The organism is Pseudofrankia coriaricola, assembly GCF_001854805.1.
Taxonomy (GTDB): Bacteria; Actinomycetota; Actinomycetes; order Frankiales; family Frankiaceae; genus Pseudofrankia.
The window spans coordinates 145,220-161,522 of the sequence record NZ_MBLO01000239.1 but is presented as its reverse complement, the minus strand read 5'-3'; the positions used below and the strand labels follow the sequence as shown (position 1 = coordinate 161,522).

The window sequence follows — 16,303 nt, the reverse complement described above, 5'->3', positions numbered from 1 at the left end:
AGACCCCTCCCACGAGCAGGAGCAGATACCTGCGCATCACCGCAAACCGAGATCGCCACACCTCGCCCGGCAGACGTTCACGGACAGCGCACTAGCAGCTCCTCGACATCCCGGTACGACAGCGCGAACCACAGCCACCACCGCACCGCCAGCGTGATCACCTCAGATGGGAACCGGAACCCGACGAACCCCGAGACCGGGACCGGCGGACGAGGGTGGCGGCGAGACATCACTCGATCATGTCGGCCCGCCGAGGCTGACCACGACCTCGATCCGCGCAACAGACCCGGCAGGACGACCTCGACCAGCAGAGCCCCGACCGGCCGCCCATCCCCGGATGATGTTCATTCGGCATTCGGGCGGGAGAGTCCGCGTCCGGCGATCAGCTTGGCTGTCGGCGCGCCTCGATCAGTCCGCGGTTCGCGAGCTGATCGGCGAGCTCGTTGCCGGGATCGCCAGCGTGCCCACGTACCCACAGCCACTCGACGTTGTGCACACTCGCGGCCGCGTCCAGGCGTTGCCACAGGTCAACGTTCTTGACCGGCTTCTTCTCGCCGGTTTTCCAGCCGTTCCTTTTCCAGCGAGCGAGCCACTCGTTGATGCCACTACGCAGGTATTGGGAGTCGGTATGGATACGTACGACCGATGGCCGGGTGAGGGCCTCAAGCGCCATGATCGCCGCCAGTAGCTCCATGCGATTGTTCGTGGTGTCGCCGGGTTCACCGCCGCAGATGGTCTTCTCATGCCTGCCATAGCGCAGGACGGCGCCCCATCCTCCGGGGCCCGGATTACCTTTGCAGGCGCCGTCTGTGTAGATCTCGACGACACCGTCGCGGTCACCTTGCCGTCTCCCGCCTCCGCTGGCGGCTCTCACGTCGCGATCGGCGGAGGTGCGGTACTGGGCGACGACAGGCGGTCTCCGCTCGGCCGCGCCTACGATCTGCTCATCCTGATCCATCAATCGCCGCCTCCAGTCCTTCGGCGGAGGCCAGGGAACACCCCATCTCGCGAGTTGCTCGCGGGTCCAACCTCCCGCAGGCGTCCGCGCGGCGTCGATTTCGTCTGGCGTCGGCGCCACCTGGCGATCGTAGCCTGTGGCCAGGGTGGAATCCTGCGTCCACCCAGGACCAGATAGACCCTCCTGGTTCTAAACACTTGCCACAGCGGAAGCCTGGCCGTCGGGCCACGCTGTTCAAGCCGGGAATGATCGTGCGACACCTGGGTGGATTCGCTGTGGCAGGGCCTCGGTGACGATGCGGGTCACGATCTCCTGCTGGGTGTTGGTGGGGCTGAGGATCTGTTCGCCGGGAACGCCGAGTAGGTCGTCCGGGACGTACCACTTGGCCAGTTCGCGTTCGCCGTAGCCGCTGGCGTTCGGTTTCGTCGCGCGTCGGCGCGCCGTCTCCTCGAGCGGGAGGTGGAAGTAGTAGACGTGGGCCGAGCCGGGGTGCGCCGCGATGACCGACCGGAGCGCGGTGCCGTAGCGGGAGGCATCCAGGATGCCCTCGAGGATGACGTCGTAGCCACCGACCAGGCAGCGCGTCACGATCGTGGCGATCAGTTGGATGTTCAGCGCGCCCGGCAGGTCCCGCTCGCGGAGCAACTCGCGGCGGATCACGTCCTGCTGCACCTTACCGACCTGCTCAGGGCGTTGAGCCGTCCTGAGCAGCGCATATGCGTCATGAACATGTTCGTAACGTCAACTGCCGGGTCGATCGGGCCCGGGGGCGATGCGCTGCGGCGAGCTGCGATTCTCGGGGCGTCGCCCGGTGACATGCAGTGTCCGCCTTCGTGGGATTGGCTTGGGTGAGCGGGATTCAGGTCGAAGGACTGAGGGTCTTCCGCAGGAGTTCGCCGAACTCGGCGGGGTGGGTGGTCAGGCCGACGTGGCCGCCGGGGAAGTCGTGGAGTTCCGTGCCGAGGCGTTCGGCCAGGGATTCGGCAGCCCGGTAGGGGAGCTCGCCTCGTGAGTCCTGGCCGCCGGCGAGTACGAGCCGGTCCGACAGCGTCTCCAGACGGTGGAGGTCCGGGGCATAGGACATGAAGCTGGGCACGATGCGTCCGACGAAGTACGGCAGGTTGGCGATCGTCCGCTCGGCCCGCGCCGCCGCTTGGGGCGGAAGCTCTATGTCGGCCTTCGGCTCGGTGGTCTCGCCGTCCTGTGCCAGGCCCGCGGCGAACAGGGCCATCGCCGGCATGAGCCCTTGAGCGTGGAACGTTGCCTGCACGCGGGCGATGAGCGCGCGATGTTCGGCGGCGTCCGGCAGGGTCTCGACTACCGGCGGCTCGTGCGCCACGAGGCGTTCGACGCGTTCGGGATACGTGGCGAGCAGGTGCAGGGCGGCGATCCCGCCGGAGCTGGCGCCGAACACCCGGGCTGGCCGCCCGGGTGACAGCATTTCCAGGACGCGGAACGCGTCGTCGGCATGCTCAGCCACATGCTGCTCGGCCTCGGAGTCGTCGAGGGTGCTGCCCGACATGCCGCGCGGATCGTAACTCGCGACGGTGTACTCGACGGCCAGGTCGTCGGCGATGCCGTCGAAGGAGGCCGCGCCTCCCGTCCCTCCGGGGATCAGGATCAGGAGCGGGCCGTGGCCGCGTACTTCGTAGTGCAGGGTCGCGCCCTGCACGCGCAGGCTCCCGACGGTCGGCTCGGTCATGGAGGGTCTCCTTCTCGGGACGGGGGCCAACGCTCCAGGAGGGTGTGCAGGGCGTCGAGGGCGCGAACCCAGGACTGCTGCGACGAACGCTCGTGCGCGAAACCGCCCGCGGCCTCCAGCGCGACGAACCCGTGGAACGTGCTGCGCAGCAGCCGGACCGCGTCGGTCAGGTCCGGCTCGGCTAGTCCGTAGCCGCGCAGCATTCCGTAGGTCAGCTTGACCGCGCGCCGGGGTCCCGGTGCTTCCGCGGCCAGCTCGGGGTCGATCCGGATCGAGATCTGCGTCGCCGCGTAGCGGCCCGGATACCGGTGCGCATAGTCCCGCCAGGCGTTCGCGAACGCGACCAGCGCGTCCCTGCCTGCCCGCCCGGCGGTTGCCTCCGCGATACGGATGGTCTTCTCGTCCGCCGCCAGCAGCGCGATCCGTCCGCGCAGGTCGTCCAGGCCGCGGACATGCGAGTAGAGGCTCGCGTCCTTCACCCCGAGCCGCCGCGCCACCTGCGACATGGTCACCTGGTCGAGCCCGACCTCGTCCGCCAGCTCGGCGCCCGCGACCGTCACCCGCTCCGCCGTCAGCCCGGCCCGCGCCATCCGCCCTCCCCAGATCCTAGGGTTTCTAGTTTCACCCTAATACCCCTAGGAAGGCCAAGCGAGCAGGTGCCGTGTCGCATGCGACTACGGGTCGCGCCAGGACCTGTGGGTTGGTGGCGCGAGCGGTCGGTCAGTCCGATCCCGTGGGCGGAGGCACATCACGAATGACCCCGTCGACGAGGGCCAGTGCGTCGGCCCGTCGAGCCAGCGGGCTGCGGTAGAGGGACGTGCAGTGATCATCGCGTCGGATGCGTAGGCATTCGTCGATGATGCGATGCCATCGTGGTTCGAATGTGGTTCGTGCGTATTCTCCCGCCGCCGTCTTGGAGGCGATCTTGCCTGTGGTCAAGGTGTAGTGGAGGCGGCTGACGCCGAGCACCCCCCAGACTGGCCCCTGTGGCGCGAGGCAGGCCAGACCGGCCGGTGTGGGCAGGTGGGAGCTGCGTTGCCACCATCGTCGCCAGTAGTCGTCGAGGTTGGCGCGCGTCCAGTGGGCGAGGGCCTGTGCGTCGGTGACGATGCCGATGTTCGTGGGGTTGGGGCCGCGGATCGCGATGCCGTGGAGGGCGAGGCTGTGCCAGGTGACGGGGTGGCGCTGGTGGTCGCACCGCGGATGAAGCCGTCGGCCGTGGGCGTGCGGCCCGGGTGAGGCTTGTTCCGGGCCGCCGGCGAGGTCACGCCAGGTGATGTAGATGCCGTCGAGGAGCGGACGGCGGGGCAGATGAGCATGCACGCTTTCCAGCGCGGCGAGCTGGTTCCCGGCGGGCGGTGTCGCCGTGACGGAGACGAAGTCGATGTCACTGGCGCCGGGACGAAAGTCGTCCAGGGCCGCGGACCCGATTACATAGCAGCCTTCCACGAGACCGGGAGCCGCGGCGTCGATCGCCATCAGGTAGGTGTCCACGACGTTGCATACCGCGGCAGGCACTGTCATGACCGGTGATTGTCTGCCAGCGCCACCGTGTCTGGGGCCCGGACTCACGTGGCGACCGTCTCGGAGCGTTCGACCTCCTGCCGTCGATGAAGTGGCGTCGGCACGGGCGAGGTCCGTGGGCTCGCGGACATGGGCCCGACCCCATATGACGGACACTTGAGGTGACAATCGGTGACGCCGTGGTCGCGCAGCGGACGAGCTGTCCGCGGCAGAGCCGGCAGGACGGTTCGGCCCGCGGCGGTAGCATCGGGTCCCGTGATCGTATGGCTCAACGGCACCCACGGCGTGGGCAAGACGACGACCAGTGCCCTTGTGCAGCAGCTGATCCCGGACTCACGGGTGTTCGACGCCGAGAAGGTGGGCGAGACGCTCATGGACATCTCGCCGGGGCTGCCCGCGACGGACAACTTCCAGCACTGGCCGCCGTGGCGCCCGCTTGTCGTTGAGACTGCCCGGCGCGTGCTCGACTACACCGGCGGCATCCTGGTGATGCCGATGACGGTCCTGGTTGAGCAGTACTGGCGCGAGATCAGCACGGGCCTCGCCCACCATGACGTCCCAGTTCGGCACTTCGTCCTCCACGCCGACCAAGACACCCTCCGCGGGCGCATCCTGGGCGAGCATGCTGTCTCCCCGTTCCGTCTCAGCCACCTTGAGCCCTACGCCGAGGCAGCCCGCACCTGGTTGCACGACGCGGCCGAGGTCGTCGACACCACGCACCTCACGGCCGCCCAGGCCGCCCGGCAGATCGCAGAGGCCGTCAAGGGCTGAGGACCGCCGCCACGCGAAACAGGCCCAAGGGCGGTGGTCGTCTTGCCGCTGCAGGACGGACCGCGCAGCACGACGAGCGCGACGCTCCGCTGACCGTCTCGCTGGTCGCGCTTTGGCACGACGGCTGCATGCTGCTGGTGTTCAACCGACAGCGCGCGTGCTGGGAACTGCCAGGCGGGATGATCGACCCTGACGAAACGCCTCGGCAGGCAGCCATACGCGAACTGCACGAGGAATCTGGCTGCAAGGTTGATGATCTGACCTTCGCTGGCTTCGCGCGGTTCGCGCTTGGCCCCGAGCAACGCGCCGAGTACGCGGCGATCTACGCCGGGCGAGCGACACCGGGCAACGCCTTCGCCCCGAACGACGAGATCACCGCGATCACTTGGTGGGATGGTGCCTCACCGCTCGCCGGCCGGGTTCAACCACTCGACGTCTGCCTGGGACGACGGCGGCGGCGCCGCCGCGTTCGATGAGGGTGTGACTGGTGATCAACGGCAGTCTCTGACGCGATCGCACGCGCCTGTACCGATCCTCAAAGCACCCTGAGAGCACGCGCGATCCGTCGCTGTTCGCTCTCGTAGGCCACTGCCATCCGGTCGGCCTGACTTTTCGGGATGCCGAGCTCGGCGGCGGCCTGCCGCCAGCCCGACGTGGCGGTCTCTACCTCTCTGACGAGGTCGCGGGCCCTTGGCGGCGACAGGCGGAAGTAGTTGCCTACCGACAGCGCGACGTCGAGGCTTGCGTCGGTGTTGTCGAGATCGACGGCCGTGCTCAGCCGGGCCGGGTTGTCCGGATTGGGGTTGAGGTCATAGGCAGGAGAGAGCGCCCAGCCGTCTCGCTCGCGTAGAAACGCGTGATTGCGCAGGTGGTCGTCGGTGTTCCCGGTCAGGATGGAGAACAGGATCCGCCGGTAGAGCTCACGCAGGTCGGCGTCAGCTCTCGGCGAGTAACGTTCGATCACCTCGGCGATCTCGAGGTAGCTGCGGAGGTCCCCGTCGGAGGCCTCGAGCATTGTCAGGGCGCTTGCAAACCCCAGACGCCGCGCCCCGATGCGGTCGAAGCGACTCAGGAGTAGTACGTGCCGGCCGGCAACGGTCAGTAGTTCCGACTCCGCCACGGTAAGCCCCGCTCTCCGAGCGAGTCTCAGTTGTACCTCCTCCCAACCGGCCACGTCCCATTCATCACTGTCCGAACGCGGGAACTTGGCGATCGAGAGCCGCCCGGACACGTCCCGTACCGCTGCCTTGGGGCGCGCGCCACCGAGCGAGCTACCTGCGTCGATGAGGTCCGCGAGGTCGCGGTCGAAGTCGCCGTCCGCGCGGACGCGGTCGGCTGCTCGCATGAGCCGGGCCAGGTCGATCAGCCGTGGGACCGCGTGCCGGTGCGTCGAATAGTAGGTGGCGGTTGCCGGCTTGCGGAACCTGACACATCCCTGGCGGGTGTCGTCGCGGACACCGAGAAGGAAGTCGGCCTTGCCGAGAGTGCGAGGTGTCGTCTTGGCGGCACGGGCGCGCTCGCGCTCCTCGCGCCTCATGAGGTTCTCACCCCATCGGTCGGGGGCGCTGTCGGCGAACGCGTTGAAGATGGCTGACCGCGGCGGCGTGTGGAAGACGCCGGCGGCCCTGGCCAGTGCCGGGTCGAGGTCGTATCCGGCAGGGTTGGTCAAGTAGGCGTCGGTGTAGCGGAACGTGGCGCTCTGTCCGCCGCGGTCGTGAAGCCACAACGTTCCGGCGGCGGTCTCCTGCCCGTCGATCTCGACGGTGACCTCGACAGGATTCCGTTCGACCATCAGCGCCGTACTCGCTTGGGGAGGATCTCGTCCATGCGTAGCCGGCCGACGTCGGTCTCGTACGGGTCGGTGGCCCTGACGACGGCGTCCATGATCCCGACGGTGCGTAGCACCCTGAACAGGTTCTCGGTGCTCGCGGTGCCCTTACCCTGCTCGATGGCGCGCAGCGTGTCCCGCGAGATCCCGGCTCGCTGGGCGACCTGGGCCGCGGTCAGCCGGTTCAGCTTCCGCCAGGTCGACACATGCTCGCCAAGTAGACGCAGCGACCGCGCCACCGACAACGGCGTGGCATGCGAGGCCCTGTCGCCGACCATAGCCAGCATCATACTGGTCTACGGTGGTTAAGTTCGCCGTTAAGTGCGGCTGCCTCCGTGCGGTGGCTGACCAGATGGGGCAGGCCGAGGCGAAGGCGGTCAAGACGGGTGGATCGCGTGCCCGACCGGGCCGTCTGAACCAGTGGCGGTCTCCAGCTCCGTGCCGCGGCCACCGAGCAACTGCTCGCCGCTGTAGCCACCGGTCAGGCAGCGCGTCACGATCATGGCGATCAGGTCGATGTTCAGGGCACCCGGCCGGTCGTGCTCGCGGAGCAGCTCGCGGCGATCATGTCTTGCTGCACCACTGCCACACCGCGGCCGACCGCCTGTCGGATTGCGAGCGGGGTCGTTGTCTTGCCGCTGCAGGACGGACCGCGCAGCACGACGAGCGAGGGCGGCCGGTCCGGATCCGGGGATGTTGACACAGCCGGCAGATCAGATCGGCCAGGTCGCGGAGGACGCGGCACAGGATGGAGACCGGAGGGTGGCTGGGTGATTGACGGCGGCTTGGCCTGGCGATTTCAGGCGCGTAGGTGGGATAGGGCGGCCGTGTGTGCGGCGGGGTCGGCGATGGGTGGCGGGCCCCAGCCGAGCGGGTAGAGCGCCGTGCGTACGGCGAGGTCCGGATCCGGGTACAGCGCGCCGCGTAGCGCGGTGGCGAACCAGCCGAGCAGGTTGCCCCGACGGCGTTCGGCCTCGGTCATCCGGTAACTGGCGGTGGAATCGTTGCGTGACCAGCCCGCCATCGCGGACAACCGCAGCCAGCCGCGCACTTCACGGCCAAGCGGCGATTCCATGGACACTCCGGGGAAGCGGTCCTCCAGCGCGGGTGAGCGCGTCGGCGAGGCCCGGTGCGTCGGCGACGCCGAGAAGGCCAGCGATGCGGCGCACCTCCGCGACCGCGGCGGCGCGCTTCGCCGGCCATGTTCGGATAGCCGGCGTCGAAGGACATCTGTCGCTCGTACATGTCGCGCGGGGCGAGCTCGGTGAACGTTTCCGGATAGGCGCCCATCCGCCGGAGGGCCTCGGCCGGGTCGACTCCGCGGATGAACGTCAGGCAGAAGACCTCGCCGAGCGTGTCGCAGAGCCGTCTGGCCTGCGCCAGTCCTTTTGTCACTCTCACACGCTATCCCGCGGTTCTGACGGCTCGTCTGGCCCGCCCTTCGGATTTGGCTGCGCAGGTCCTGTAGCCCGACCTAAACCGGTGATCAACACGGTGAGGGGCCTTCAGTATATGGATGGTGCTGCGATCCTGGTCTGGTGGAGTTTCCGTGGTCGCTGGTGATGTCTTTGGCCTGGGAGGCGTATCGGGCTGGGAGCCTGCCGATCGGCGCGGTCGTCCTCGACGGTTCCGGCCTGCCGGTCGGGCAGGGCCGTAGTACTCGCCATGAGGACATCGCGGTGCCCGGCCAGCTTTCCAACACGCGGATCGCGCACGCCGAGGTCAACGCGCTCGCGCGGCTTCCGTGCCGTGGCTCGTTCCAGGACCACGTTCTCTACACGAATGTGGAGCCCTGCTGCCTGTGCATGGGTGCTGCTCTCCAGACCGGTGTCGGCGCCCTGCACTACGCCTGGCGGGATCACTATGGCGGGGCGGCGACCTCCATGGTGGTGCGCAATCCCCAGATCAGCCGCCGCGGCTTCACCGTCGTCGGACCGGCCGACGACGTGGTGGAGGCGGTGACCGGACTCCTCATCACCTGCCACTACTTCTACCGCCGCCCCGGACGGGGCGCGGCGAGCGTCGCCTGGCGCGAGGAGAGACCCGACCTCGTCACGCTCGCCGCGCAGCCGGCCGTGGCCTCCGCGATCTCGCGGGCCGTCGCGCGCGACACGAGCATCGACACGCTGATCGACGAACTGCATGTCGCCGTTCACTCACATCCCGACCCGCCGCCGTGGGTGGGCTCGTAGATCTGGTTGGCCGGACCACACCATGGCCTTGGTTGGCCTGACGGTGCGGGTCCCTACGATCAGCCACATGTCACCGGTCTCCCGTGGGCGAAAGCCGAAGAAGTCCAAGAACCGGCCGTCCGGTCGGTCGGGTGCTGGCTCGCCGCGTGCGGGCAGGGCGCAGGCCGGCTCGGCGGCAGAGGTCTCGCCGGTGGACCTGTTCGTGGGTTCTCGGGAGAGGCCGGCCTGGTTCGATCCGACGATCGCGGCTGTCCTCGACGGCTCTGGCGCGGTTCTGGCCGCCGATGGGCCCCGTGTGCTGGAGGAGGCGACCGTCGAGCTGGTCGGTGGGCAGATCCGCCACGCCGTGCGCGACGTTCGCCGGGGGTTGTGGGTCGACTGGTGGTTCGCGCAGCTCACCGAGGCGACCGCGGCCCGGATTCATGACGAACTCGACCGCGGTGGCACTGGTTGGGAGGGGCCGTGGCGGCTGCTGCACGGCCTGAGCGCGATCGGCTCGCCCGCGCTCGCCTCCGGCGCGACCACCGCGGCCCGACGCCTCGCCGCCAAGGTCGCCCGTGCTGGCGGGCCGGGCGAGGCGCGCTGGCTGCCGGCGATGCGCCGTCTGTCCTCCACCGGGGAGGTCTGGCACCTGTGTGATGCCTACGGCAGCCGGATCGGGGTGATCGCGGGCTTCACCTACCCGGGCGGGGTCGACCCGTCGGTGTTCCTGTTCGACGTCGATGCCTGCGGCATGGTGACCGTCGTCAACGCTGGCGTGTACGACGACGTCGCCCAGGCCGTCGCAGCGTGGCGAGCCTTCGCCGGCGAGTCCGCGAGCGACGCCGAGCCCGCCGCGGCGCAGCGCGCCGACGAACTGGTCTGCCTGGCGTACGCCGACCATGGGGGCGAGATCTTCCAGGGCGACGAGTCGGACTCGGCGCTGGACAACTGGTTCCGGACCAGCCGCCGCCTGCATGAGCTCGCCGACGCGCTACGCCGCCGCGGCACCCCGCTGCCCCGCGCGACCAACCTTCACCGCGACCTCGACGCAGGCCCGCTCGTCGACGCGTTCGCCACCTGGTACAGCGACCGGCACGGCAACCCGCCTGCCCCCGAGCCCCTTGACGCCCTTGCCTACGAGTGGATCGAAGGACGGCTTCCGGGCACCTGGCACGCGGCCTCACCCCACCGGGTCCGCCACATCCGAGGCCTGATCAGCGACTGGGTCGACGACCCCGTCACCAAGGAGGCCAGCGCCCTGCTACCCGACTGGATCCGCTGGCACGCCGAACAGACAGACCTCCCCGAACATCTTCTCGCAGCGTCGCTCGCCGCCGTCGCGGACAACCTCGACCGGCCCGACCTCGGAGCCCCCTGCATGACCTGACTCCTCGCAGGTAGCCCCTCGGAACATCGCTCTAAAGCGGCGCGGCGGATAGCGGACGGCCATTCGCCATGTCGAAGAAGGACTTCGTCGCCGAGGCGACGCGGGCCTACCTCGACCTGCGCCGCGAGGAAGTCCGCAGCGGGATGGTCGAGTCGATGCGCGTCCTCGACGGCTCGCTCAGCGCAAGCGTCGCCGCCCTGACCAGGATGACGCCCGAGCGGATCGCGGAACTTGGCGGCGCCGGCGACTGGGACGAGTGATCATGCCCAAGGCTGCCGCGAAGCTCCTCGACGACCAGGACTGACAACCCGGAGTCCTCGGGAGAACACCGCTCGGAGCCGGAGGTCGGCGGCGCGCCGCCCTCGGATCCGAACGGCCGCTACTACAACCTCCGCGGCCGACCCCGCGGGTGGCTCGGTGGCCGGGACGACGCGTGACGGCTCCGGCAAGTGCGTCCGATCGCCGTCGGCGCCGGGCCGACGAGGTGCCCGCGGTGGTCTTCGAAGCCGCGCACCGCGCCGGCCTTGAGAACGGCTCCCGCCGGGGCGACACAACGCCGCGCTTTCGGGGCCACGCGCCCGGCCGACCAGCGTTGCCGCACCGACAGGGAGTCGCTGACCTACGGCTCTGTTCCATTCTCAGTGGTGACGCTGGGCTGGCTGAAGAGGATGCGGTGACCTAGGGGCTGTTCGGCCGCGCGCGGAGAACACGGGCACGCGCGCGGACACTCTTTTACGTCCGTGGTGAGAGCAGCGGTTCGAGTGCCACCATCAGGTCGTCGTCGGATATGAGGCCGGGCGCGGCTCGGCGCAGGGAGAACACGCCGAGGTAGGTGGTGTAGGCGAGCAGTGCCTGGCGCTGGGCGTCCGCCGGGGACAGTCCGAGGCCGCTGTAGGCGCGTTCCAGGTAGGCCAGGCGCCGTCGGGTCACCCGGTCGAGCACGGGCGCGACGAGGGGCGACTCCGCGTCCGCCAGCACGGCGGCGTCGACCGCGTTGATGTGAGCACTGCCGAAGGCCCGGTGAAACAGCTCCCTGAGCTGGACCGCTGGATGGCTATGCGCCTCCAGATCGGCAATCACGTCGGCGGTGTTCCGCCGTTCCCACTCCTCGAGTGCGGCGACGACCAGCGCGTCTCGGTTGGTGAAGTGCCAGTAGAAGCTTCCCTTGGTGGCCTTCAGGCGCGTGGCGATGGATTCGACGGCCACGGCTGCGACGCCTCCCCGCGCGAGGGCGTCGAGCGCGGCATCGATCCACATTGCGCGAGTTAGACCGCTACTACTGTTCCCAGCCACCTCCATACGGTACCGTACGGAGCAGTGGCCATACGGTACCGTATGGCGCTCCCGGATCGGGAGGTGTGTGATGATCGTCAATGTTCATGCGCGAACCCTGCAAGCCGACCTCGACGCCGCGGGCGCTTTGCTGGACGGCCTGTCGAGCGACGACGACCGGCTCTGGCCGAGCGACCGCTGGCCCGCGCAACGCCTGGACCGGCCACTGGGTCAGGGGGCGACCGGCGGGCACGGCCCGATCCGGTACACGGTCGAGGCATACCAGCCAGGACGCGCCGTCACGTTTCGCTTCGACCCGAGTGTGGGGCTGCGCGGCACCCACGCCTTCGAGGTCTCGGCGACCGGACCGGGCACGGTGGAGTTCCGCCACGAACTGACCGGCCGTCCGACCGGGGCGATGCGGCTGGGATGGCCCTTGGTCTGGTCGCATCTGCATGACGCTCTGGTGGAAGACGCCCTCGACAACGCCGAGCGCATCCTGACCGGAGCGGTCGCCCGGCCCGCGACATATTCACGTCGAGTCCGGCTACTGCGGGCCCAGATGCGCAGGACCGGGCGACGCAGGACGCGAACCGTGCCCCAGGCGCCAAGTGCCACCTTGAGCGGCCAGCATCGCTGAACTCTCGGTTTCGGAGGGAGTGTCTGACCTGCGGCTCTGTCCTCAATGATCGCTTGGCCGGGCTTTTTCGGGCGGCGGAGACCCGGCTGGTGACCTCTCTTCCCACGGAACGGCACGCGCGCAGGGTCCACTTCGACACCGCGTACGCGGCCGCGCTCGCCTGGATCCGCGAGGCGGTCGGGAGCTACCCGACCCCGCTGGCCATCGCCGTCGAACTCGAGAAGGTCGCGGCCGCCCTACGTTCCCCAGGCGACGAGCGCGACCCGGTACTCGTCCTTGGCCAGGCCGCCCTCGATTCGCTCACGGCCTACCGCATTGCGGCCCGGTGGGCGGGGCAGTCACGGACGTCGCCTCCCTCGCCCGGCACGGTCAGTTAGGCTGCCTGACAACCATCGTCGCGAGGCGCTAGGCCGGCGCTTCACGCACGACGAAGCCTCCCTGCACCGCCTCGGCGATGCAGGTACGGCGCGGTTCGCCGAGCACCCGCGGCAGCATCGCGCCTGCGCGGCCGCGCGAAATGCGCAGCGTGCGCGCGACGTCGGTCGGGTCCACCGAACGGGCTGCGCGCGCGGCGCCGGCGTAGAGCCGCACGACGTCGTATACCGACTTCGCCGTGCTCGACAGCGGGGGTGAGAACAGACCGAACCGTTGCCGCCATCGCCGTTGCAGGCGCTGGTTGTCGACGTCGTCGAGCGCTGTGAAGTGGTCGAGGACCGACCAGATGCCCGTCGCGGCATCGTCGCCGATGTGCTCGCGGCAGACGTCGTCGACGAGCATGGCGATCGTCCGCACCCGAGCGCGCAGCCCGGCGGCGAAGGATGCCCGCTCGAACGCGACGGCGTCGGTGCCGACCAGTGCCGAGATGAGATGGTCGGCGCCGGTGGCCTGGATGGCCGTCAGTACAGCGGTGAAGTCCTGGCAACCGAAGGGTAGATAGCGCTCGCCGAGCAGGACGCCACCGGCGTCGTCGATGACCCGCCGTGCCGCCCGGGCGACGCTGCGCGGCCACGAGTAGTCGTTGCCGACGATGAACCAGCCTCGGCCACCGGTCTCGGCCATCAGCAGCGGAACGGAGTGCTCGAGCTGGTCGGCGGGGCGCTCGCCGAGGTAAAAGATCCGGTCGCCGGCCGGCCCGCCCTCGCTGGCTGGCGCGTGCAGCAGGAGCGTTCCGCGGGCCTCGGCCAGCGGCCGGACCGCCGCCATCGACTCCGACGTCGTCATGGCGATCACCACGTCGCAGCCTACGAGATCGACGAGGCGGATGAACTCGCGCCTCGCGGTGGCTCTGTTGGTGCCGTCGTCGCCGACGTACAGCCGCAACGGCACGCCGCGGATGCCGCCGTCGGCGTTGAGTTCGTCGACCGCGAGCTCGCCGGCGTTGTGCGCCGCGCGCCCGAACACGCCCGCGGCGCCCGACAGTGGGAGCAGCACGCCGACGCGGACCGCGCGGCCGAATTCGGCCGGTTCCGGTACCTCCAGGCCACTCGCCCGCATCAGCCAAGGCACGCAGTCGTCGGCGAGGACGGCGCGCAGCCGGACCCGGGTGCCGGCACCGTCGGGATCGAAAGTGAGGACCACCCGGCTCCGCCAGGGCGACTCCTGGTGCAGGACGAGCCGGCGCCCGGAGTCGACCTCGACGATGCGCCCGGTTGACTGGATCGGTGCCTGGCTGGCCGGACCGGGCATCGAGAACCGGACCACGGCGCCGGGCGCCACCACGTCGCAGGACAGGCCGAACAGCCATCCGCCGCCCGAGGCATGGCCGAAACGCTCGAACGCTGACGCGAGCGGTTCCGCAACGGATCGCTCCGCGGTCAGGACGAGATCGCCCATCGGGAAAGCACCTGCCTCTAGCCTTCGTCTTGGCGGGGATTCTGCAGGTCTTCGAGCGACTGCCGGTAGACCTCGGACAGGAATTTCACTACCTCGTCGGCGCGGTTCGGGCCAAGCGAATAGACGCGGTACTTTCCGCTTCGCTTCTCTTCGACCAACCGGGCGTGGCGTAGCACGCGCAGGTGGGCCGAGACGCCCGCCCGCGTGATGTCCGGAAACTCCTCGGCGAGCGCGCCGACCGTCAGGGAATCACGTTTGCGCAGGATGCGCAGGATCGCACGGCGTGTCGGATCCGCCAGCGCGGCAAAGGCGTACTCGGGCTCCGCCATGGTCATCGTCACCCCGCAATCAGGTAAATAGTCGTTTGCACGTTACCGCATTGGGGCCACGCCTGTCGCCTCGCCACCGCTGCCGGCCTGGATCGTTCACGGGGTTGGCGGGGCGCCCCCGTGTGATCGGCGACCGGCGTTTTTGATCTAGGTTCCTGTCTGTAGGCGGGGGTGGGGTGCGACGGTCGCGTCGCCGCGCCGGGTCCACGGCCCGGAGAGGTGTTTCGTGGTCGCGGGGGCAGGGCGACGGGTGGTTCAGGTCTTCGTGGGCAGTGCCTTGACGCGTGTCCAGCTGCCGAGGACGGCGTCGAGCCAGGGCCAGTCCGCGCGCAGGTGCAGCCAGCGTTTCCGCTGGCCGTGGGTGAGCCGGGCGGGCACCGCCCTGCAGCAGCGCGAGCTCCAGGCAGTCCCCGACGGTGATGTCGCCGATCAGCCGTCGGGGTCGACGCCACCGGGCCCGTCACCGGAGCCAGGTGCCGCAGGCCCTGGAAGTCGCTGATCGCCTCCCCGCCGAGCGGCAGCGTCAGCCCGAGGTCGACCGCCAGCTGGCCGCGGTCGTAGAGCGGGATGAACCCGCGCCGCGCCCACGCCGCGGACAGCGCGGCCCGCAGATCAAGAAAACGTGCTAACGTGCGTTTACCTGTTTTCCGATGGAGAGGTGCCATGACGTCTGAAGTCTTGCGGCGGGGGGTCCTGGCGGCGGCAGCCGGGGCGTTGGCGCTGGTGGTCGGAGCGTGCTCCAGCGATGGCGGCACCGGCGCCGCGGATGCCGCCGCTCCAGCAGGCGGGTCCGGTGAGATCACGGTTGGTCTGTTGACGACGATGACCGGACCGGCGGGACTGTTCGGCCCGCCGACGAAGAACGTCGCCGAGCTCGCGATCGATGAGATCAACGCGGCGGGCGGGGTGGGCGGGCGGAAGGTGCGTCTGGTTGTTGGCGACGACGCCGGCAACCCCGACACCGGCAAGCAGGTGATGCGCCGGCTGGTGCAGAGCGACGGCGCATCGGTGGTGGTCGGGATGCACAACTCGGCAACCCGGGAGGCGGCGCTGCCGGTCGCGGTGCAGGCCAAGACGCTGTATCTGTACACCCCGGTGTTCGAGGGCGGTGCCTGCAATGCGGTGATGTTCGCCAATGGTGAGGTGCCCAGCCAGCAGCTCGCCAAGACGATCCCGTGGGTGATGCAGCAGACCGGTAAGAAGCGCTGGTACCTGCTGGGCAACGACTACGTTTGGCCACGCAAGAGCTTCGAGGCGGCCAAGCGCTACATCACCGCCGCCGGTGGCGAGGTGGTTGGCGAGGACTACACCCCGCTGGGGACCACCGACTTCCAGTCGGTCATCCAGAAGGTGCAGAAGGCTGGCCCGGACCTGCTGCTGCCGGCCCTGGTCGGCGGCGACGGGATCACGTTCGAGAAGCAGGCCTACGACGCCGGGCTAGGCAACGACGAGGTCCAGCGGCTGAGCGTGCTGTACGAGGACAACACCCGCGCCGCCATGGGTGCCCGGGTGGCGGCCGGCATGTATACCTCGCTCGGCTACTTCCAGGAGGTCGACAACCCGACCAACACCGCCTTCCTGGCCGCGTACCGGCAGAAGTTCGGTGCCGACGCCTCGCCGGTGACGTCGCTGTCGGAGCAGACATACGTCGCCATCAAGGCCTGGGCGCAGGCCGCGAATGCCGCCGGTGGCACCGACGTCGCCAAGGTCACGGAGAAGCTGAAGGGCATGAGCCTTGACGCTCCCGCCGGAAAGGTCACCTTCGGCGTCAACCGGTATGCCACTCAGCCCATCTACATCGCGCAGACCCAGTCCGACGGCACGACAAAAATCGTCCAGACCTACGAGGGTGTCACGCCCGAGGAACCCTGCGACGCCTGACCGG

General features: G+C 69.3%; 21 protein-coding genes and 1 pseudogene. 8 read left to right on the top strand and 14 right to left on the bottom strand.

Going from position 1 to position 16,303, the window contains the following annotated elements; all coding sequences use genetic code 11:
• Positions 1 to 92: 92 nt before the first annotated feature.
• From BCD48_RS47615 to BCD48_RS32665, 6 genes and pseudogenes are all read right to left on the bottom strand, one after another.
• Positions 93 to 230: pseudogene (locus BCD48_RS47615) on the bottom strand (IS6 family transposase); the annotation flags it as partial.
• A 152-nt stretch (positions 231 to 382) separates the two neighbouring features.
• Positions 383 to 958 (bottom strand): ribonuclease HI, encoded by a 576-nt coding sequence (gene rnhA, locus BCD48_RS32685; protein WP_083419541.1) that lies wholly within the window; start codon positions 956 to 958, stop codon positions 383 to 385.
• 234 nt (positions 959 to 1,192) lie between these two features.
• Positions 1,193 to 1,630: a P-loop NTPase family protein gene (locus BCD48_RS32680; protein WP_083419540.1), complete on the bottom strand. Its 438-nt coding sequence runs from the start codon at positions 1,628 to 1,630 to the stop codon at positions 1,193 to 1,195.
• A gap of 187 nt (positions 1,631 to 1,817) precedes the next feature.
• Positions 1,818 to 2,660 carry an alpha/beta fold hydrolase gene (locus BCD48_RS32675; protein ID WP_071052223.1) on the bottom strand — a complete coding sequence of 281 codons (843 nt, stop codon included), beginning with the start codon at positions 2,658 to 2,660 and terminating at the stop codon, positions 1,818 to 1,820.
• Positions 2,657 to 3,250 carry a TetR/AcrR family transcriptional regulator gene (locus tag BCD48_RS32670; protein WP_071052222.1) on the bottom strand — a complete coding sequence of 198 codons (594 nt, stop codon included), beginning with the start codon at positions 3,248 to 3,250 and terminating at the stop codon, positions 2,657 to 2,659. The genes BCD48_RS32675 and BCD48_RS32670 overlap by 4 nt, the downstream gene beginning before the upstream one ends.
• Before the next feature lie 130 nt (positions 3,251 to 3,380).
• A complete protein-coding gene (locus tag BCD48_RS32665) occupies positions 3,381 to 4,184 on the bottom strand; it encodes an aminoglycoside adenylyltransferase domain-containing protein (RefSeq protein ID WP_071052221.1) in 804 nt (267 codons plus the stop codon).
• Between the two features lie 255 nt (positions 4,185 to 4,439).
• Between BCD48_RS32665 and BCD48_RS32660 the strand changes: the two genes are divergently transcribed.
• Positions 4,440 to 4,955, top strand: a complete 516-nt coding sequence (locus tag BCD48_RS32660) for an ATP-binding protein (RefSeq protein WP_071052220.1) — start codon at positions 4,440 to 4,442, stop codon at positions 4,953 to 4,955.
• A 128-nt stretch (positions 4,956 to 5,083) separates the two neighbouring features.
• Positions 5,084 to 5,431, top strand: a complete 348-nt coding sequence (locus tag BCD48_RS32655) for an NUDIX hydrolase (RefSeq protein ID WP_083419539.1) — start codon at positions 5,084 to 5,086, stop codon at positions 5,429 to 5,431.
• Between the two features lie 59 nt (positions 5,432 to 5,490).
• Here BCD48_RS32655 and BCD48_RS32650 read toward each other — a convergent pair whose 3' ends face one another.
• The 4 genes from BCD48_RS32650 to BCD48_RS32640 all read right to left on the bottom strand — a co-directional run bounded on the left by BCD48_RS32650 (position 5,491) and on the right by BCD48_RS32640 (position 7,858).
• Positions 5,491 to 6,747: a type II toxin-antitoxin system HipA family toxin gene (locus BCD48_RS32650; protein ID WP_071052218.1), complete on the bottom strand. Its 1,257-nt coding sequence runs from the start codon at positions 6,745 to 6,747 to the stop codon at positions 5,491 to 5,493.
• Positions 6,747 to 7,061 (bottom strand): helix-turn-helix transcriptional regulator, encoded by a 315-nt coding sequence (locus BCD48_RS32645; RefSeq protein WP_071052217.1) that lies wholly within the window; start codon positions 7,059 to 7,061, stop codon positions 6,747 to 6,749. The genes BCD48_RS32650 and BCD48_RS32645 overlap by 1 nt, the downstream gene beginning before the upstream one ends.
• A 99-nt stretch (positions 7,062 to 7,160) precedes the next feature.
• Complete coding sequence (locus BCD48_RS55125; protein ID WP_274536604.1) at positions 7,161 to 7,286, bottom strand: hypothetical protein; 126 nt, start codon at positions 7,284 to 7,286, stop codon at positions 7,161 to 7,163.
• A 296-nt stretch (positions 7,287 to 7,582) separates the two neighbouring features.
• Positions 7,583 to 7,858, bottom strand: a complete 276-nt coding sequence (locus BCD48_RS32640) for a hypothetical protein (RefSeq protein WP_071052216.1) — start codon at positions 7,856 to 7,858, stop codon at positions 7,583 to 7,585.
• Positions 7,859 to 8,345: 487 nt separating this feature from the next.
• On the opposite strand from BCD48_RS32640, the gene BCD48_RS32635 reads away from it, so the two are divergent.
• The 3 genes from BCD48_RS32635 to BCD48_RS32625 all read left to right on the top strand — a co-directional run bounded on the left by BCD48_RS32635 (position 8,346) and on the right by BCD48_RS32625 (position 10,604).
• Entirely contained in the window at positions 8,346 to 8,975 is a 630-nt protein-coding gene (locus BCD48_RS32635; RefSeq protein ID WP_131804139.1) for a deaminase, read from the top strand.
• A gap of 190 nt (positions 8,976 to 9,165) precedes the next feature.
• Positions 9,166 to 10,344, top strand: coding sequence for a hypothetical protein (locus BCD48_RS32630; protein WP_071052214.1), 1,179 nt, complete (start codon positions 9,166 to 9,168; stop codon positions 10,342 to 10,344).
• A 68-nt stretch (positions 10,345 to 10,412) separates the two neighbouring features.
• Positions 10,413 to 10,604 (top strand): hypothetical protein, encoded by a 192-nt coding sequence (locus tag BCD48_RS32625; RefSeq protein WP_071052213.1) that lies wholly within the window; start codon positions 10,413 to 10,415, stop codon positions 10,602 to 10,604.
• Positions 10,605 to 11,076: 472 nt separating this feature from the next.
• Here the strand turns inward: BCD48_RS32625 and BCD48_RS32620 are convergent, their stop codons facing one another.
• Positions 11,077 to 11,601 carry a TetR/AcrR family transcriptional regulator gene (locus BCD48_RS32620; RefSeq protein WP_083419538.1) on the bottom strand — a complete coding sequence of 175 codons (525 nt, stop codon included), beginning with the start codon at positions 11,599 to 11,601 and terminating at the stop codon, positions 11,077 to 11,079.
• 106 nt (positions 11,602 to 11,707) lie between these two features.
• On the opposite strand from BCD48_RS32620, the gene BCD48_RS32615 reads away from it, so the two are divergent.
• Positions 11,708 to 12,256, top strand: a complete 549-nt coding sequence (locus tag BCD48_RS32615; RefSeq protein ID WP_071052211.1) for a hypothetical protein — start codon at positions 11,708 to 11,710, stop codon at positions 12,254 to 12,256.
• Between the two features lie 89 nt (positions 12,257 to 12,345).
• The gene (locus BCD48_RS32610) at positions 12,346 to 12,633 is read left to right on the top strand and encodes a hypothetical protein (protein ID WP_071052210.1); all 288 of its coding nucleotides are present in this window, start codon (positions 12,346 to 12,348) and stop codon (positions 12,631 to 12,633) included.
• A gap of 28 nt (positions 12,634 to 12,661) precedes the next feature.
• On the opposite strand, the gene BCD48_RS32605 is transcribed toward BCD48_RS32610, so the two are convergent.
• The 3 genes from BCD48_RS32605 to BCD48_RS55120 all read right to left on the bottom strand — a co-directional run bounded on the left by BCD48_RS32605 (position 12,662) and on the right by BCD48_RS55120 (position 14,796).
• On the bottom strand, positions 12,662 to 14,089 hold the full coding sequence (locus BCD48_RS32605; RefSeq protein WP_071052209.1) for an ABC transporter substrate-binding protein: 1,428 nt from the start codon (positions 14,087 to 14,089) through the stop codon (positions 12,662 to 12,664).
• Between the two features lie 17 nt (positions 14,090 to 14,106).
• Positions 14,107 to 14,424, bottom strand: coding sequence for a metalloregulator ArsR/SmtB family transcription factor (locus BCD48_RS32600; RefSeq protein ID WP_198543485.1), 318 nt, complete (start codon positions 14,422 to 14,424; stop codon positions 14,107 to 14,109).
• Between the two features lie 249 nt (positions 14,425 to 14,673).
• Positions 14,674 to 14,796, bottom strand: a complete 123-nt coding sequence (locus BCD48_RS55120) for a hypothetical protein (protein ID WP_274536603.1) — start codon at positions 14,794 to 14,796, stop codon at positions 14,674 to 14,676.
• A 189-nt stretch (positions 14,797 to 14,985) separates the two neighbouring features.
• On the opposite strand from BCD48_RS55120, the gene BCD48_RS32595 reads away from it, so the two are divergent.
• Positions 14,986 to 16,299, top strand: a complete 1,314-nt coding sequence (locus BCD48_RS32595) for a substrate-binding protein (RefSeq protein WP_083419537.1) — start codon at positions 14,986 to 14,988, stop codon at positions 16,297 to 16,299.
• Positions 16,300 to 16,303 lie beyond the last annotated feature (4 nt).

Bases quoted from the DNA above. Each gene is read 5' to 3' on its own strand.
- BCD48_RS32595 (WP_083419537.1), top strand. From the start codon at position 14,986: ATGAACCCGCGCCGCGCCCACGCCGCGGACAGCGCGGCCCGCAGATCA.
- BCD48_RS32645 (WP_071052217.1), bottom strand. From the start codon at position 7,061: ATGGTCGGCGACAGGGCCTCGCATGCCACGCCGTTGTCGGTGGCGCGG.
- BCD48_RS32635 (WP_131804139.1), top strand. From the start codon at position 8,346: ATGTCTTTGGCCTGGGAGGCGTATCGGGCTGGGAGCCTGCCGATCGGC.
- BCD48_RS32640 (WP_071052216.1), bottom strand. From the start codon at position 7,858: ATGGAATCGCCGCTTGGCCGTGAAGTGCGCGGCTGGCTGCGGTTGTCC.
- BCD48_RS32670 (WP_071052222.1), bottom strand. From the start codon at position 3,250: ATGGCGCGGGCCGGGCTGACGGCGGAGCGGGTGACGGTCGCGGGCGCC.
- BCD48_RS32675 (WP_071052223.1), bottom strand. From the start codon at position 2,660: ATGACCGAGCCGACCGTCGGGAGCCTGCGCGTGCAGGGCGCGACCCTG.
- BCD48_RS32665 (WP_071052221.1), bottom strand. From the start codon at position 4,184: ATGACAGTGCCTGCCGCGGTATGCAACGTCGTGGACACCTACCTGATG.
- BCD48_RS32650 (WP_071052218.1), bottom strand. From the start codon at position 6,747: ATGGTCGAACGGAATCCTGTCGAGGTCACCGTCGAGATCGACGGGCAG.
- BCD48_RS32620 (WP_083419538.1), bottom strand. From the start codon at position 11,601: ATGTGGATCGATGCCGCGCTCGACGCCCTCGCGCGGGGAGGCGTCGCA.
- BCD48_RS32655 (WP_083419539.1), top strand. From the start codon at position 5,084: ATGCTGCTGGTGTTCAACCGACAGCGCGCGTGCTGGGAACTGCCAGGC.
- rnhA (WP_083419541.1), bottom strand. From the start codon at position 958: ATGGATCAGGATGAGCAGATCGTAGGCGCGGCCGAGCGGAGACCGCCT.
- BCD48_RS32625 (WP_071052213.1), top strand. From the start codon at position 10,413: ATGTCGAAGAAGGACTTCGTCGCCGAGGCGACGCGGGCCTACCTCGAC.
- BCD48_RS32600 (WP_198543485.1), bottom strand. From the start codon at position 14,424: ATGACCATGGCGGAGCCCGAGTACGCCTTTGCCGCGCTGGCGGATCCG.
- BCD48_RS55125 (WP_274536604.1), bottom strand. From the start codon at position 7,286: ATGATCGTGACGCGCTGCCTGACCGGTGGCTACAGCGGCGAGCAGTTG.
- BCD48_RS32615 (WP_071052211.1), top strand. From the start codon at position 11,708: ATGATCGTCAATGTTCATGCGCGAACCCTGCAAGCCGACCTCGACGCC.
- BCD48_RS32605 (WP_071052209.1), bottom strand. From the start codon at position 14,089: ATGGGCGATCTCGTCCTGACCGCGGAGCGATCCGTTGCGGAACCGCTC.